This is a genomic window from Kitasatospora sp. NPDC054939, assembly GCF_053610105.1.
The window spans coordinates 61,636-76,495 of the sequence record NZ_JBSGXP010000018.1 but is presented as its reverse complement, the minus strand read 5'-3'; the positions used below and the strand labels follow the sequence as shown (position 1 = coordinate 76,495).

Annotated in this window: 11 protein-coding genes; 6 read left to right on the top strand and 5 right to left on the bottom strand. The window is 73.5% G+C overall.

Annotated elements, in window-relative coordinates:
* Positions 1 to 147 precede the first annotated feature (147 nt).
* Together ACWGB8_RS08175 and ACWGB8_RS08170 are read right to left on the bottom strand one after the other, a co-directional pair.
* A complete protein-coding gene (locus ACWGB8_RS08175; protein WP_452211414.1) occupies positions 148 to 582 on the bottom strand; it encodes a WhiB family transcriptional regulator in 435 nt (144 codons plus the stop codon).
* Positions 583 to 882: 300 nt separating this feature from the next.
* Entirely contained in the window at positions 883 to 1,596 is a 714-nt protein-coding gene (locus ACWGB8_RS08170) for a DUF1707 SHOCT-like domain-containing protein (protein ID WP_452211417.1), read from the bottom strand.
* Between the two features lie 230 nt (positions 1,597 to 1,826).
* On the opposite strand from ACWGB8_RS08170, the gene ACWGB8_RS08165 reads away from it, so the two are divergent.
* Positions 1,827 to 3,494, top strand: coding sequence for a fumarate hydratase (locus ACWGB8_RS08165; RefSeq protein WP_452211412.1), 1,668 nt, complete (start codon positions 1,827 to 1,829; stop codon positions 3,492 to 3,494).
* 136 nt (positions 3,495 to 3,630) lie between these two features.
* Here ACWGB8_RS08165 and ACWGB8_RS08160 read toward each other — a convergent pair whose 3' ends face one another.
* Positions 3,631 to 4,398 carry a GntR family transcriptional regulator gene (locus ACWGB8_RS08160; protein WP_452211410.1) on the bottom strand — a complete coding sequence of 256 codons (768 nt, stop codon included), beginning with the start codon at positions 4,396 to 4,398 and terminating at the stop codon, positions 3,631 to 3,633.
* 116 nt (positions 4,399 to 4,514) lie between these two features.
* Between ACWGB8_RS08160 and ACWGB8_RS08155 the strand changes: the two genes are divergently transcribed.
* The gene (locus ACWGB8_RS08155) at positions 4,515 to 4,721 is read left to right on the top strand and encodes a hypothetical protein (RefSeq protein ID WP_452211409.1); all 207 of its coding nucleotides are present in this window, start codon (positions 4,515 to 4,517) and stop codon (positions 4,719 to 4,721) included.
* An 81-nt stretch (positions 4,722 to 4,802) separates the two neighbouring features.
* On the opposite strand, the gene ACWGB8_RS08150 is transcribed toward ACWGB8_RS08155, so the two are convergent.
* Positions 4,803 to 5,018 carry a hypothetical protein gene (locus ACWGB8_RS08150; RefSeq protein ID WP_452211407.1) on the bottom strand — a complete coding sequence of 72 codons (216 nt, stop codon included), beginning with the start codon at positions 5,016 to 5,018 and terminating at the stop codon, positions 4,803 to 4,805.
* A 222-nt stretch (positions 5,019 to 5,240) separates the two neighbouring features.
* Between ACWGB8_RS08150 and ACWGB8_RS08145 the strand changes: the two genes are divergently transcribed.
* From ACWGB8_RS08145 to ACWGB8_RS08135, 3 genes are all read left to right on the top strand, one after another.
* The gene (locus ACWGB8_RS08145) at positions 5,241 to 8,222 is read left to right on the top strand and encodes an AfsR/SARP family transcriptional regulator (protein ID WP_452211406.1); all 2,982 of its coding nucleotides are present in this window, start codon (positions 5,241 to 5,243) and stop codon (positions 8,220 to 8,222) included.
* A 640-nt stretch (positions 8,223 to 8,862) separates the two neighbouring features.
* Positions 8,863 to 9,612 carry a class I SAM-dependent methyltransferase gene (locus tag ACWGB8_RS08140; RefSeq protein ID WP_452211404.1) on the top strand — a complete coding sequence of 250 codons (750 nt, stop codon included), beginning with the start codon at positions 8,863 to 8,865 and terminating at the stop codon, positions 9,610 to 9,612.
* Positions 9,613 to 9,694: 82 nt separating this feature from the next.
* Complete coding sequence (locus tag ACWGB8_RS08135; protein ID WP_452211402.1) at positions 9,695 to 11,704, top strand: SpoIIE family protein phosphatase; 2,010 nt, start codon at positions 9,695 to 9,697, stop codon at positions 11,702 to 11,704.
* A 69-nt stretch (positions 11,705 to 11,773) separates the two neighbouring features.
* On the opposite strand, the gene ACWGB8_RS08130 is transcribed toward ACWGB8_RS08135, so the two are convergent.
* Positions 11,774 to 14,041 carry an MMPL family transporter gene (locus tag ACWGB8_RS08130; RefSeq protein WP_452211401.1) on the bottom strand — a complete coding sequence of 756 codons (2,268 nt, stop codon included), beginning with the start codon at positions 14,039 to 14,041 and terminating at the stop codon, positions 11,774 to 11,776.
* 156 nt (positions 14,042 to 14,197) lie between these two features.
* Here ACWGB8_RS08130 and ACWGB8_RS08125 point away from each other — a divergent pair, with 156 nt between their 5' ends.
* The gene (locus ACWGB8_RS08125; protein ID WP_452211400.1) at positions 14,198 to 14,815 is read left to right on the top strand and encodes a TetR/AcrR family transcriptional regulator; all 618 of its coding nucleotides are present in this window, start codon (positions 14,198 to 14,200) and stop codon (positions 14,813 to 14,815) included.
* The last annotated feature ends 45 nt before the right edge of the window (positions 14,816 to 14,860 follow it).

Genomic DNA, 14,860 nt, shown 5'->3' with positions numbered 1-14,860 from the left:
ATCCCCCTCCGCCGAGGCCGCGCCCGCGTCCGCCCCCACGTCCAACCGCCGTCGACCGGCTCCGGACCGGCACCCGGTACGGACCGACACCCGGTACGGGCCGGGGTCACGGCCCCGGAGTGCTCGCCGGCGGTGCGCCGCCCCGGCTCAGCCGGCCATCCGGCCGCGGGCGGCCGGCACCCGGGCCGCCGGCTCGCGCAGCTCCGGCGAGTCCCGGCGACGCCGCCGGGCCAGCACCACCCGGCGCTCCGCCGCGGTCAGCCCGCCCCACACCCCGTACGGCTCCGGCTGCGCCAACGCATGCTCGCGGCACTCCAGCAGCACCGGGCAGCGCGCGCAGACCCGCTTCGCCTGCTCCTCCCGCGACAGCCTGGCCGCCGTCGGCTCCTTGGACGGCGCGAAGAACAGACCGACCTCGTCCCGGCGACAGGCGGCCCCGGTGTGCCACGGATCGTCCTCCCCCGACTGCGGCTGGAGCGACGGAGGCTGCTCCGGCGACGGCGCCGGAACCTCCGGCGCACGGGCCGGCAGGCGGACCGCGGCGACGGGACGTGCGGGACGGGACTCGATCGGATGCAGCACGGCCGGACTCCTGACGAGGCACTCGGACACGGGGAAGGCTCGCTCCCCTGCCCGGCTGCTGGCCCCCGCGCTTCACTCCACCCCCCGGGCCGGCCGCAGGCCGCCCCCGGTGTCACAGCCGTACAAGAAGCGATGTGCGAGAGGAATTACCCCGCCCCGCCGCGATTCATGCACACTGCACGCAACCGACCGCACACGGCACATGACGCCCCGTCGAGTGCCGCACACCCCGGCGGTCCGCACAACGGCGAACGCCCGGCCGGGAGTTGCCTCCCCGCCGGGCGTCCGGGCGCAGCGCGCTCAGTCGGCGCCGAGCTGCTTGCGCACCCACTCCTTGAGCTTCTTGCCGCGGCGCGGACGCGCCTCGCAGCCGCCGAACACCGCGGCGCCCTTCACCCGCACCACCGGCGCGTACGGATCCGCGGCGGTCTGCTCCTTGACGTCGAACCCGCCGAAGATCCCGACCCCGCCGCCGTGCAGGCTCACGTTCTCCGGCACCTTGATGTCGACCCCGCCGAACACCGCCGCGACCTCGATCACCACCTCGGGCGACTCGAAGACCGCGTCCGTCAGGTCGATCTCCACCCCGCCGAAGATCGCCACCGCCCGCAGCTGCGAACCCACCCGCCAGCGGCCCTTGCGCGACGCCCCGCCGAAGACCGCCAGCATCGTCGGCGACTCCTGGCGGGCCGGCGGCTGCGCCGGCCGCGGCCGCCCGGCCGGCTGCGCGCCGCCCAGCGGGCCCTTCTCGAAGGAGATCGACCGGTGCGCCGGCAGGTCCCGGGTCAGCGGCGCCAACTCGCCCATGGTCTTGGCCCGGTAGGCCGCCTCGATCCGCTCGGCGTGCTCGTCCACGTCCAACCGGCCCTCGGCGTACGCGTCGCGCAGCAGCTCCGCGATCCGCTCCCGGTCGGCGTCCGAGGCCCGCATGTCGGCCTCCGCCACCGGCGCGTGGACCGGCGCGGCGGGAGCGGCCTCCGGCCGCACCGCGGGCGCGGGAATCGGCTTGCTCATCGGTACGGGCGACTGGTCCTGGGCGTCCTGCGACGGCGAGTTCTCCACGGCCCCAGCCTAGTCACCGCGGCAAGGCCCGCACGCACGTTTGAGTGACCCTGGTCACGCAGGCCCACCTGTCCGCGTCCCGCGATCCGCCGGGTCCTACCCTGGAGGGTGCCCTTGAGGGTGCATCGCCGAGGGTGCTTCGCCGACGCAGCCGGAACACTGGAACACTAAGGACCTCCCCCATGGCTCCCACGCCAGACTTCGAGTACAGCGACCTGCTCCCCCTGGGCGCCGACCCGACCCCGTACCGCAAGCTCACCTCCGAGGGCGTCTCCACCTTCGAGGCCGGCGGCCGGACCTTCCTCCAGGTCGAGCCGGAGGCCCTGCGCCTGCTCACCGCCGAGGCGATGCACGACATCTCGCACTACCTCCGCCCGGCCCACCTCGCGCAGCTGCGCCGCATCCTCGACGACCCCGAGGCGAGCCCCAACGACCGCTTCGTCGCACTCGACCTGCTGAAGAACGTCAACATCTCGGCCGGCGGCATCCTCCCGATGTGCCAGGACACCGGCACCGCCATCGTCATGGGCAAGCGCGGCCAGAACGTGCTGACCGCCGGCTCCGACGAGTCCGCCATCGCGCGCGGCGTCTACGACGCGTACACCAAGCTGAACCTGCGCTACTCCCAGATGGCACCGGTCACCATGTGGGACGAGAAGAACACCGGCAACAACCTGCCCGCACAGATCGAGCTGTACGCCACCGACGGCGACGCGTACAAGTTCCTCTTCATGGCCAAGGGCGGCGGCTCGGCCAACAAGTCGTACCTGTACCAGGAGACCAAGGCCATCCTGAACGAGGCGAGCATGCTCGCCTTCCTGGAGCAGAAGATCCGCTCGCTCGGCACCGCGGCCTGCCCGCCGTACCACCTGGCGATCGTGATCGGCGGCACCAGCGCCGAGTTCGCGCTCAAGACCGCCAAGTACGCCTCCGCGCACTACCTCGACCACCTGCCGACCGAGGGCAGCGCGAAGACCGGCCACGGCTTCCGCGACCTCGAACTGGAGGCCAAGGTCACCGAGCTCACCCAGAAGATCGGCATCGGCGCCCAGTTCGGCGGCAAGTACTTCTGCCACGACGTGCGCGTGGTCCGCCTGCCGCGCCACGGCGCCTCGCTGCCGGTCGCGATGGCCGTCTCCTGCTCCGCCGACCGCCAGGCACTCGGCAAGATCACCGCCGAGGGAGTCTTCCTGGAGCAGCTGGAGACCGACCCGGCCTCGTACCTGCCGGACACCACCGACGAGCACCTCGACGACGACGTCGTCCGCATCGACCTCGACCAGCCGATGTCGGCGATCCGCAACGAGCTCTCCAAGTACCCGGTGAAGACCCGCCTCTCGCTCACCGGCACCCTGGTCGTCGCCCGCGACATCGCCCACGCCAAGATCAAGGAGCGCCTGGACGCCGGCGAGGGCATGCCCAAGTACCTCCAGGACCACCCGGTCTACTACGCGGGCCCGGCCAAGACCCCCGAGGGCTACGCCTCCGGCTCCTTCGGCCCCACCACCGCCGGCCGGATGGACTCCTACGTCGACCAGTTCCAGGCCGCCGGCGGCTCCATGGTCATGCTCGCCAAGGGCAACCGCAGCAAGCAGGTCACCGACGCCTGCGCCCAGCACGGCGGCTTCTACCTCGGCTCCATCGGCGGCCCCGCCGCCCGCCTCGCCCAGGACTGCATCAAGAAGGTCGAGGTCCTGGAGTACGCCGAGCTCGGCATGGAGGCCGTCTGGCGCATCGAGGTCGAGGACTTCCCCGCCTTCATCGTCGTCGACGACAAGGGCAACGACTTCTTCCGCGAGACCACCGAGGGCCCCCTCATCACCAGCCTCCGCGTCCGCTCCAAGGAGTAGCCGCACCCCCGTACCGAACCGACCGCCCCGGCCGCCCCGCGCGACCGGGGCGGTCCGCGTTCCCGCGCCGCGGGCGACGGAGGCGCGGTGCGGACAGGCGCGGGCGACCGGGGGGCGGTCGACGGGGCGCGGGCGGTCAGGCGTCGAAGTCGTACTCCAGGACGTAGGAGGCCGCGTCGAGGGCCATCTCGTTCAGCTCGACGACCTGGCCCTCCTCGGCGAAGGCCGTCCGGACGATGAGGATCACCGGCGTACCGGCGGCGAGTTCGAGGCGGGCCGCCTCCTCCGCGCCCGGCATCCGGGAGCGGACCTCCTCGCGGAAGTGCACCGGCTTGGCGCCGATCTCGGCGAGCCGGGCGTACGTCCCGCCGGGCCCGGTGTCCTCCCGGGTGATCGCGGTCCCCGCCACCAGCCCCGCCGGGAGGTAGGAGGTGGAGAGCAGCACCGGCTTGCCGTCCAGCACGAAGCGCCGGTGGCGCACGCACATCGGCTCGCCCGGCTCCACCCCGAGGACGCGGGCGACGTGCTCCGGCGCGCCCTCCTCGGTCACCGACACCTGGTCGACGACCAGCGTCCGGTTGTCGATGTCGGCCGACCATATCGACCGCCCCGACCCCCACTGCCCCTGCGCCAGCCGCTGGATGCCGCGCCGGCGCAGCGGCCGGAACTCCCGGACGAACACCCCGGCCCCCTTGCGCGCCTCCGCGATCCCCTCGCTCTGCAGCACGCCGAGCGCCTGGCGGGCGGTCATCCGGGCGACGCCGTACTTCTCCATGAGGTCGTTCTCGCCCGGCAGCCGGTCCCCGGCGCGGTACTCGCCGGTGTCGACGGCCTCGCGCAGGGTGTCCGCGATCCGCTGGTACTTGGGCTGCCTGTCGTCTCTGCTGCCCCTGCTTCCGGCCATCGTCCAGCCCCTTCCGCCGCGTCGGACCGTTGACATCTCTAGAGATATTAGCTTCTCTAGAGATGCTGGGTAGTCGCCCGTACGGACTTGTACAGAGAGCGAGGAGGAGCAGCGCGGTGAGCACCCGAGAGCACCAGAGGCCCGCGCCCTACCACCCGCGCGCGGGGGAGGCGGTCCACGACCGCCGGACCGGCCGCATCGGCATCTACATGGACACCATCGGCGGCGAGCACTACCTGCGCCCCCTCGGCGGCGGCCGCGAGTGGACCGCCGCCCCCGGCCACATCGCCCCCCTCCCGGAGGGGGCCGCCGACGGGGACTGACGGCATGTCGGGACACCGCACGGGAACGACAGAAGCCCCGCACCCCAAGTGAGCGGGGCACGGGGCAACGGCATCGGGGCCTTACGGGTGGGCGTTGATGGCACCCAGCGGCTCGTAGGTCTCGTCCTGGTCGGCATCGGCGGGCTCGGCGACCTCGCCGCCGCCGAACAGTTCCTGGGGCTCCACGTGCGGCTCGTCGGCCGGAACGATGTGCGAAGCCACACCGGCCTCCGCCTCGGCCACGGCCTGGGCGTCGACGGTCTCGGTCTCGGTGCTGGTGGACTCAATCTCGGCCATGGCTGGCTGCCTTTCAGGTCATCGGGATCTGCTCGCGCCCGACCGGCTCGACCCAGGCGCCCGGACAGTATCGTAGGGACCGCTAAATGTCCTATAAACATCGCGACGCTTGTGCTGTTCTCCAGTGTTTGCAGCGGTCCGCCTAAGCTGATGCGGCCCTAGCGGACCGTCGAAAGCCCCGCGCGAGAAGAGGGCGCCGCCACAGTTCATCGGGGGAATTTCATGGAGCCTCAGGAAACGCCGCACGGATCCGCGCTGCGCTTCCAGGTGCTCGGCCCGGTCCAGGCATGGCGCGGAGACGAGACACTGGCCCTCGGGTCTCCGCAGCAACAGGCGGTCCTCACCTCGCTCCTCCTCCAGCACGGCCGGCCGGTCGCGACGCAGGATCTGGTCGACGGCATCTGGGGTGATCGTCCCCCACCGCAGGCGATCGCCGCACTGCGCACGTACGTGTCCCGGCTCCGCGGAGTGATCGAGCCCCATCGCGAGGTCCGGGCACCGGCCGAGATCCTGATTTCGGTGAGTGACGGATATGCCCTGCGGATCTCCTCGGGCGCGCTCGATCTCGCTGTCTTCGAAGCCGCCGTCGGGGAGGCAGGCGCCGCACGCACCAACGGTGACCCGGCCGAGGCCCACCGCCTCCTGTCCGCGGCGCTCGGTCTTTGGCGCGGCCGGGCGCTGGCAGGTGTGCCCGGACCGTACGCCGACACCCAGCGGCTGCGCCTCGCCGAACGCCAGGTCTCCGCCTGGGAGGAGTGCTGCGCCGTCGCTCTGGAGATCGGCCGGCACACCGAGGTCGTCGCAGAACTCAGCTCGCTCACCGCGGAGCACCCGCTCCGCGAACGGCTGCGCGAGCTGCTTATGCTCGCTCTGTACCGCTGCGGTCGACAGGCCGAGGCACTCGGCGTCTACACGGACACCCGCAAGCTGCTGATCGAGGAGCTCGGCGTCGAGCCCGGCACCGGTCTCTCCACCATGCACGCCCGGATCCTCGCCGGCGACGCCGAACTGGCACCGCCACCCTCGGCCATCCCGCCGTCGGCGAACCGGGCCGACAATGCGCCGGTCGTGCCGCCGCCGGCCCAGCTCCCCGCCGACGTCTCGGACTTCAGCGGGCGCTCGGTACTCGTCACCGAGCTTCGACAGACCTTGCGCAGCGGGACCGGCCAGGCCGTCGTCGTCACCTCACTGGCCGGCATCGGCGGTGTCGGCAAGACCACGCTGGCGGTGCACGTCGCCCACAGCGTCCGGAGCGAGTACCCGGACGGTCAGCTCTACGTCGACCTGCGCGGTGCCGGCGCCTCTCCCGTCGACCCCGCCATCGTGCTCGGCGACTTCCTGCACGCCTTGGGCGTGGCCGAACTCCCGGAGTCGTTGGAGCAGCGCGCCGCGCTGTACCGCTCACTGCTGGCCGGGCGCCGGATGCTGATCCTGCTGGACAACGCCCACGACTCCGAGCAGTTGCTGCCGCTGATCCCGGGTGTCTCCGGCTGCGCCGTGCTGGCCACCAGCCGCTCCCGGCTGGCCGGCATCCCCGGCGCCCACCTGGTCGACGTGGAGGAGATGACCCCGGGGGAAGCACTCGCGCTCTTCTCGGCCATCGTCGGCGAGGCACGGGTGGCCGCCGAGCCGGGGGCGGCCCTCGCCGTGGTCACCTCCTGCGGCTTCCTGCCCCTCGCCGTCCGGATCGCCGCCGCCCGGCTCGCCAGCCGACCACGGTGGAGTGTCTCCGACCTGGCCCAGCGGTTAGCGGACCAACGGCGGCGGCTCGACGAGCTGCAGCTGGGCAACCTGGCGGTCGAGACCACCATCGGCCTCGGCTACGGCCAGCTGCGCCCGGACGAGGCCCGCGCGTTCCGCCTGCTCTCCCTGGTGGACTCCCCGGACCTGCCGCTGGACGCGGTGGCCGCGCTGCTCGGGGAGGGCCTCGCGCAGGCCGAACACCTGGCTGAGTCGCTGGTCGAGGCGAACATGCTGGAGTGCTTCACGCCCGGCCGGTACCGCTACCACGACCTGCTGAGGCTCTACGCCCAGCGGCAGAACGAGAAGCTGGCCGACACCGCCGAGCAGGAGAAGGCGGTCCTGCGTCTGCTGGAGCACGTGCTGCCGACCATGCGCAACGCCGCGCAGGCCATCGAGCCGGACGACCAGCTGCCCGAGCCGCTCGACGATCTGAAGACGCCCGGCCTCGTGCTGGCCACCGGCACCTCGGCCCTGCGCTGGCTGCGGGCCGAGGTCAGCATGATGCTCAGCACCGTGGAGGCGGCTGTCGACGGATCGCCCGCCCTGCTGCGACCTGCCCTCGACCTGCTTATCGCACTCAACAGCATCGTCGAGGACTCGACCCACGGCGCGCGCACACGGCGGCTCCTGGAGACCGGCGGTGCCAATGCCCGGGCACATGGGGACACCCAGGCGCTGGCGCGGGTCCACTTCGTGCTGGGAACGCTGGAGTACTTCGCCAACAACTTTCAAGGTGCGGAGCTGTCGCTGCGAACGAGCCTCGCCCTCCAGGCCGAAGACAACGTCACCGTCTTGCGTTCGATGGCCGCCAACGTTCTGGGGATCACGCTCAGCATCTCCGACCGTGCCGCCGAGGCGCTGCCGTTCTTCGAACAGGCGCTGGCCATCAGCCGAGTCGTCGGGGCACCGATCGGCGAGGCCCGGCTGCTCGGCAACATCGCCCGTGCGCAACTCAATGCGGGCATGAGTGAGGCGGCCGTCCAGTCGGTCGCGGAGGCCGCCGTCGCCGCACGGCGCTCCGCCAACGACCCGTGCCTCGCCGACACGCTGTACCAGCTCGGTGTGGTGCTTTCCTCGACCGGGTCGCCGCACGAGGCGGTCGACCACCTGCGGGAGGCGAACCAGCTCTACCAGGCGCAGCAGAACCGGCTGCGGGAGGGCTACACGCTGGCCCGGCTGTCGGTGGCCCTGTTGGCGAGCGGCCGGGCGGCGGAGGCGTCGGACGCCGCCGGGGAGTCGCTGGCGATCGCGCAGGAACTGGACTCCGCCTACTGCCAGGGCCTGGCGAACGCTGCACTGGGCGAGGCGCTGCTCGGCCTCGCCCAGCCGGCTCGCGGGCTGGCGTGTCTCCAGGAGGCGCACGCCATCTTCACGCGGCTCGGTGTGCCGGAGGCCTCCCCCGTCGCCGACCTCATCTCCCGTCAGCACACCGAGCCCTTCTCCCCTCCCCCTGCGCCGTGAGTCTCCGTCCCCCGACGGGAGACTCACCCCCCTGAGCGTCCGGCGCTCCCGCCGCCCCCCGGCTGCGGGAGCGCCCTCAACGCTTCCCCGGCGCTGGGTTCCATCGTGCACCGACCCGATTGACGTTCGATAAACGTCGGGCTGTCGGACGGCTGGGGTTCCGGACGATCTGTACGCCGGGCCGGGGTTGCCGGCATCGCCGCAGGTCAGGGGCGCCACGGCGGCGCGCCATGCGGCGTGCGCGGCCGGCCCGCGCTCCCCCGGCCCGCCCCGCCGTGCTTCCGCAACCGGGACCAGTTCGGCCCAACCTGCACGAGTTGGCCGGAAAGGGACCCCACAGCGCAGTGATCACGCATATTCTCGGATGCCAAGTGCACAGCCGAGTACACCACTGGCCTGTCCAGCCGGCTTTCCCCGATCGCGGTGCGGAGCATCGGGAAACGGCGGCGCCGCCGCGCCGGTTCAGGGCAGAGTGTCCTCGTACGGAACGAACGTCCAGTGACAGCGAACGTCCCAGTGACGCGGGGAGCGTGACGGACCGCCACCGGCAGCGGGCCGGGCGGGGCAGCGCGGGCGCCGAGCGGCGACGACGGCCCCGCACAGCCGACCGGAGGCCAGGGTGGAAGGGTGCCTCTCAATCGTGACGACCGGACAGATATCCGACCCCCCGCTCGACGAGGAGGGCGCCGACGTCCTGCGGCGCCGGGCCGAACGGGCCCTGCAGGCCGTCGCCTTCGACACGATCGGCGCCGGGTACGGCGAGGCGTTCCCCGCCAAGGACGGGCAGTTGGCCTGCGGGCTCCGGCTGCTGGCCGAACTGGAGCCGGGGGCGGCCGTCCTGGACGTCGGCTGCGGCACCGGCGACCCGACCGTGCGGCAGCTGGCCCTGGGCGGCCTGCGGGTGACCGGTGTCGACCTCTCGGACGGGATGCTCCGGCTGGCCCGCGCGGAGCGCCACCGGGGGCCGTACCCGCCCGTGTTCCACCGCATCGACATGTACGACCTCGGCACCGAGCGGGCCGGACTCGCCTGGAACGCCCCGGAGCTGGGGCCCCGCGGGGCCGGGTCCTTCGCCGCCGTGACGGCGTTCTTCTCGCTGATCCTGCTGCCGCAGGAGGAGATCCCCACCGTGCTGGCCCGGCTGCACCGGCTGCTGCGGCCGGGCGGGCTGCTGGCGCTGGGCATGGTGGAGGCGGACCTGGACCACGTGCTGCTGCCCTTCCTCGGCAGCGAGCTGCGGATCAGCGGCTACCTGCGGGAGGATCTCGAACGGGTGCTGGAGGGGTCCGGGTTCGCCGTCGAGGAGCAGGCCGGGCGCCCGTACGCCCCGGCGAGCACCTCGCTGCCGCCGGAGGAGCAGTTGTTCCTCTGCTGTCGGCGCATCGGCTGACCGGAGGCCCAGCACGGCAACGGGCCCGCCGCCCCGCAGGCCCACCCACCCCCGACCGGACCCGATCACCAGGACAGGCAGCGTGCGCGACCAGCTCAAACCCCAGGCCGGGCAGCCGTCTGCCGTCCCCGCCCAGCGCCGGCCCCCGCCGGTGCCCGTGCCGCACGCCTCCGCCGAGCCGCTCCGGATCGCCGAGCGGCTCACCTACCTCGACGACGCGACCCGGCGGATCAACAGCGCCCTGGACCTCGCGGCGACCCTGCGCAACGCCTGCCGGGTGCTGGTCCCGGCGCTGGCGGACGCCGTCGTGGTGCACCTGCGCGATCCGCTGCCCAACGTGGAGCGCGAGCCGGGCTTCCCGACCGAGCTGCGCATCCACCACAGCCACGGCACCCGGCTGGGCCGCCGCGGCCGCCCGAGCACCGGGGCCGAGCACCGCGACGCGCGGTACGACGGCGGCTACGGCGGCCGGTACGGCACCCGGTACGCCTCCCGTTCGACGGCGGACACCGGGCCGGCCACGCCGGTGACCCGCGGCGGGGCGCTCGCGCACGCCCTGCTGAGCCGCGCGCCGGCGGCGCCGGTCGTGATGGGCTCCCCGGAGGCCGAGGGCACCCGCACGACCGCGCTGCTGCGCGAGCTGTACGGGGCCCGCGGGCTGGCCCGGCTGGCGCCCGGGACGTCGGTGCTGGCACTGCCGCTGCGCGGGCGCAAGGCGATACTGGGCCTGCTGGTGCTGATCCGGCGGCCCGCCCCCGGCCCGGCCGCCGACCGCATCCCCGACTCCGACTCCGCGACCGCGACCTCCCCCGCGACCTCCACCGCCACCGCCCGTATCCCCGCCCCGCCCGCCGACTCCGGTGCCGCCCCCGCCCCCGCCCCCGGTCCGGCCGATGACCTGCTCGGCCACCGACCCGGGCCGTTCGACGCCGCCGACACCGCCACCGCCGCCCACCTCGCCACCCAGGCCGGGCTGGCGGTGGACACCGCGCTGCGGTACGCCCGCGAGTGGGAGATCGCCAACGAACTCCAGCGCAGCATGCTGCCGTTGAAGCTGCCGCAGAGCCACGGGGTGCGGCTCGCCCAGCGCTACCTGCCCGGCGAGCGCGGCGCCCAGGTCGGCGGCGACTGGTACGACTCCGTCCCGCTGCCCGGCAACCGGGTGGCGCTGATCGTCGGCGACGTGATGGGCCACTCGCTGACCTCGGCCGCCATCATGGGCCAGCTCCGCACCAGCGCCCAGACCCTGGCGGCGCTCGACCTGCCGCCGCACGAGGTGCTGTACCACCTCGACGAGCAGGCGCAGCGGCTCGGCCGGGAGCAGCATCTGGCCACCTGCGTGTTCGCGGTGTACGACCCGATCGCGAACCGGGTGGTGCTCGCCAACGCCGGGCACGTACCGCCGGTGCTGGTCCAACCGGACGGCAGTGCGGCCCTGTTGGAGCTGGAGGCAGGGGCCCCGATCGGCGTCGGCGGGGTGGACTTCTCCTCGGTGGAGCTGCCCGCTCCGCCCGGTTCCGCCCTGCTGCTCTTCACCGACGGGCTGGTGGAGACCCGGAGCCGGCCGCTCAGCGACGGGCTGGAGCTGCTGCGCGCCAGGCTGGCCACCGCGCACCTGCACTCCCCGGAGCACCTGTGCCAGGAGGCGCTGCGGATCCTGCCGCCGGGCGACCGCGGGGACGACATCGCCCTGCTGGCGGCCTGCTTCGACGGGATCCCGGCGGAGGACGTGGCCCACTGGTACCTCCAGCCGCGCAACGAGACGCCGGGCCGGGCGCGCCGGCTGGCCGCCCACACGCTGCGCCGCTGGGGGCTGGAACAGCTCAGCGAGGCGACCGAGTTGATGGTCAGCGAGCTGGTGACCAACGCGGTGCAGCACGCGAACCGGCCGGTGACGCTCAGCCTGGTGCGGACCACCCGGCTGCGCTGCGAGGTGGGGGACGACAGTCCGCTGCTGCCCCGGCCGCAGCGGACCGGGCCGGAGGACGAGCGCGGGCGGGGGCTGCAGATAGTGGCCCGGTGCGCCGAGCGCTGGGGGGCGACCCGGCTGGGGGCGGGCAAGGTGGTCTGGTTCGAGCAGCGGCTGCCGTAGCCGCGGCGGGGACGGCGGTGCGGGTGCCCGGTGGCCGTGGACCACCGGGCACCCGCTCCGGACCGGGCCTCAGACCCCGGCGCGGGACTTCGCGGCGCCCCCGGCGGCCGGCGCACCCTCAGCGGCCGCTGCACCCTCCGACGCCTCAGCGGCCTCCGCACCCTTCGGTGCCTCCGCGCCCCGCGCGGCCTCCAGGCGGGCCATCAGCTCCTCGCCCTCCATGTCGACCTTGGGCACGATCCGCTCCAGGCTCTTCGGGAACCACCAGGCGGCCTTGCCGAACAGCGCCATCGCGGCCGGTACCAGCGCCATCCGCACCACGAAGGCGTCCACGAAGACTCCGACGGCCAGGGCGAAGCCGATCGGCTGCACGATCGGGTCGTGGCCGAGGACGAAGCTGCCGAAGACCGACATCATGATCAGTGCGGCGGCGGTGACCACCCGGGCGCCGTTCTTCACGCCGGTGACGACGGCCTCGCGGGCCCCGGCGCCATGGACGTACCGCTCCTTCATCCCGGAGACCAGGAACAGCTCGTAGTCCATCGCCAGCCCGAACAGCACGCCGATCAGCAGGATCGGCACGAAGCTGACCACCGGGCCGACCTTGGGCACGTCGATGAATCCGTCCAGCCAGCCCCACTGGTAGACCGCGACGACCGCGCCGAGCGAGGCGGTGATCGAGAGCAGGAAGCCGGCCACCGCCTTGAGCGGCACCAGGATCGAGCGGAAGGCGAGGGCCAGCAGCACCAGCGCGATGCCGACGATCACCGCGACGAAGGGCGGCAGGGCCTGGCCGAGCTTGGTGGAGACGTCGATGTTGGCGGCGGTGGTGCCGGTGACGTCGATCCGGGCGCCGGTGGCGGCCCGCAGGTCGTCGCGCTGGCCGCGGATGTCGTCGACCAGGCGCTCGGTGTCGGCGTGGTCGGGGCCGGTCTTCGGGATGACGGTCAGCAGGGCGGTGCGGCTCGGCTCGTCGACGACCGGCGGCAGCAGGGTCTGCACGCCCGCGGTGGTGCTCAGCCGTTCGGCGACCGCCTGCACGGCCCGCTCGGGCTGCTGGGCGCCCGCGGCGTCGACCACGACCACCAGCGGGGCGTTGAAGCCGGGCCCGAAGCTGTCGCCGACCAGGTCGTAGGCCTTGCGGGCGTCGGTGCCGGCGGCCTGCGAACCGCCGCCGGGCAGGCCCAGGTTCAGGCTCGCGGCGGGCAGCGCCAGGGCGGTCAGCACGGCGAGGCCGGCGAGCAGGACGGCGAGCGGGCGGCGGACGACGAAGCGGCCCCAGCGCTCGCCCAGGGTGGTGCGGCCCCCCGTACGCAGCGCGCGCTTCCAGACCGGCAGCCGGTCCACGGCGCGGCCGGCGAAGCCGAGCAGGGCGGGCAGCAGGGTGATCGCGACCAGGACGGCGACCACCACCGCGCCGGAGGCGGCCAGGCCCATCACGGTCAGGAACGGCACCCCGGCGACGGCGAGTCCGGCGAGCGCGACGACCACGGTGAGCCCGGCGAAGACCACCGCGCTGCCGGCCGTGGCGTTGGCGCGGGCGGCGGCCTCGTCCGGCTCCAGGCCCTCGGCGAGGTTGCGGCGGTAGCGGGAGACGATGAAGAGCGCGTAGTCGATGCCGACCGCGAGGCCGACCATCAGCGCGAGCACCGGCGCGGTGGTGATGATCTCGAACGAGCCGGAGAGCGCCAGCAGTCCGGCCATCGCCACGCCGACCCCGACCAGCGCGGTGAGCAGCGGGAGCCCGGCCGAGACCAGGGTGCCCAGGGTGATCAGCAGGACGACGCCGGCGACCGCGAGCCCGATCGCCTCGCCGCCCTCGACCTTGGCCATCTCGTTGTACGCGTCGCCGCCGAAGGCGACCGTGACGCCGGAGGTGCGGGCCGGGTCGGCGGCCTTGCGGACGGCTTCGCGCTGGCCGTCGGTGACGTCGGCGAGCTTGTGGTCGAACTCGACCAGGGCGATCGCGACCCGGCCGTCGGGGGAGACCGCGCCGGTGGCGTACGGGTCGGGCGCGGAGGCGACGCCGGGGGCGGTGCCGATGCCGGCGACGGCGGCCTCGACGGCCTTGCGGGCGTCGGGGGCGGCGATGCCGCCGGCGGCGTCGGCGGCGAAGACGACCTGGGCCGAGGCGTGGCCCTGCGCGGGGAAGGTGTCCTTGATGCGGTCGAGGGTGGTCTGGGCCTCGGTGCCGGGGACCTTGAACTCGTCGCTGGTCTTGCCCGCGAACGCGCCCGCGAGCCCCCCGCAGGCGATCAGCAGCGCGAGCCACAGCGCCAGCACGGCTCGTCGCCGGTCGTAGCAGTAGCGGCCCAGGCGGTACAGGTACGTGGCCATGAGTGATGCCTTCGCTCGGATCGGTCGGGCAGACGGCTGCCCGAGCGGGTGGGTTCCACCGTACGACGGAGTTGTTCGGTTGACAAAGTCGGACGACCCGAGCGGGTGACAGCATCGACCGACCCAGTTGCCCGAACGGAGCGCTACCCTGACCTCATGGCTCACGTCCCCGCCTCCGAAAGGCGCCCCCAGCTGGTCCAGGCCGCCATCTCGCTGATGGCCCGCGAGGGCGTCGCCGCCGCCTCCACCAGGGCGATCGCGGCCGAACTGGGCGTCGCGCAGGCGACCGTCCACTACACCTTCGGGACGAAGAAGGACCTCTACCGGGCCGTGCTGGAGCAGTCCACCGCGGACTTCGTCGGCCACGTCCGGGACTCCTTCCCGGAGCAGGGCCCGTTCGAGGAGCAGGTGCGGGCCCTCGCGCACACGCTGTGGGCCAAGACCATCGCCGAGCCCGGCCACTGCATGCTGCTCACCGAGTTCGAGGCGCTGGCGATGCGCGACCCCGATCTGCAGGAGATCATGCGGGCCGTGCAGCACGAGATCGAGCGCACCGCGGCCGAGATCATTACCGCCCTGGCCGAGACCCACGGCGAGCGGCTCACCCTCCCCGCGGAGGACCTCGCGGTGCACTTCCTGGCAGGCTTCGACGGCCTCTCCCGGCGCTACCTGGTGGTCCGCACCCCCGACGGGCAGGTCGACGAGGAGTCGCTGCGCGCCCTCGACCTGCTGGTCACCGGCATCCTGCAGCTCTGCCGGACCGAGGCCGAGTAGCCCGGGGGGCCTCCGATGCGCCCCGGGGCACGGGGCGGGCGGTCC

What these genes read in the sequence shown, in the direction of transcription:
- ACWGB8_RS08170 (WP_452211417.1), bottom strand. Translation starts at nt 1,596, where the DNA reads ATGAGCAAGCCGATTCCCGCGCCCGCGGTGCGGCCGGAGGCCGCTCCC.
- ACWGB8_RS08165 (WP_452211412.1), top strand. Translation starts at nt 1,827, where the DNA reads ATGGCTCCCACGCCAGACTTCGAGTACAGCGACCTGCTCCCCCTGGGC.
- ACWGB8_RS08160 (WP_452211410.1), bottom strand. Translation starts at nt 4,398, where the DNA reads ATGGCCGGAAGCAGGGGCAGCAGAGACGACAGGCAGCCCAAGTACCAG.
- ACWGB8_RS08150 (WP_452211407.1), bottom strand. Translation starts at nt 5,018, where the DNA reads ATGGCCGAGATTGAGTCCACCAGCACCGAGACCGAGACCGTCGACGCC.
- ACWGB8_RS08145 (WP_452211406.1), top strand. Translation starts at nt 5,241, where the DNA reads ATGGAGCCTCAGGAAACGCCGCACGGATCCGCGCTGCGCTTCCAGGTG.
- ACWGB8_RS08130 (WP_452211401.1), bottom strand. Translation starts at nt 14,041, where the DNA reads ATGGCCACGTACCTGTACCGCCTGGGCCGCTACTGCTACGACCGGCGA.
- ACWGB8_RS08125 (WP_452211400.1), top strand. Translation starts at nt 14,198, where the DNA reads ATGGCTCACGTCCCCGCCTCCGAAAGGCGCCCCCAGCTGGTCCAGGCC.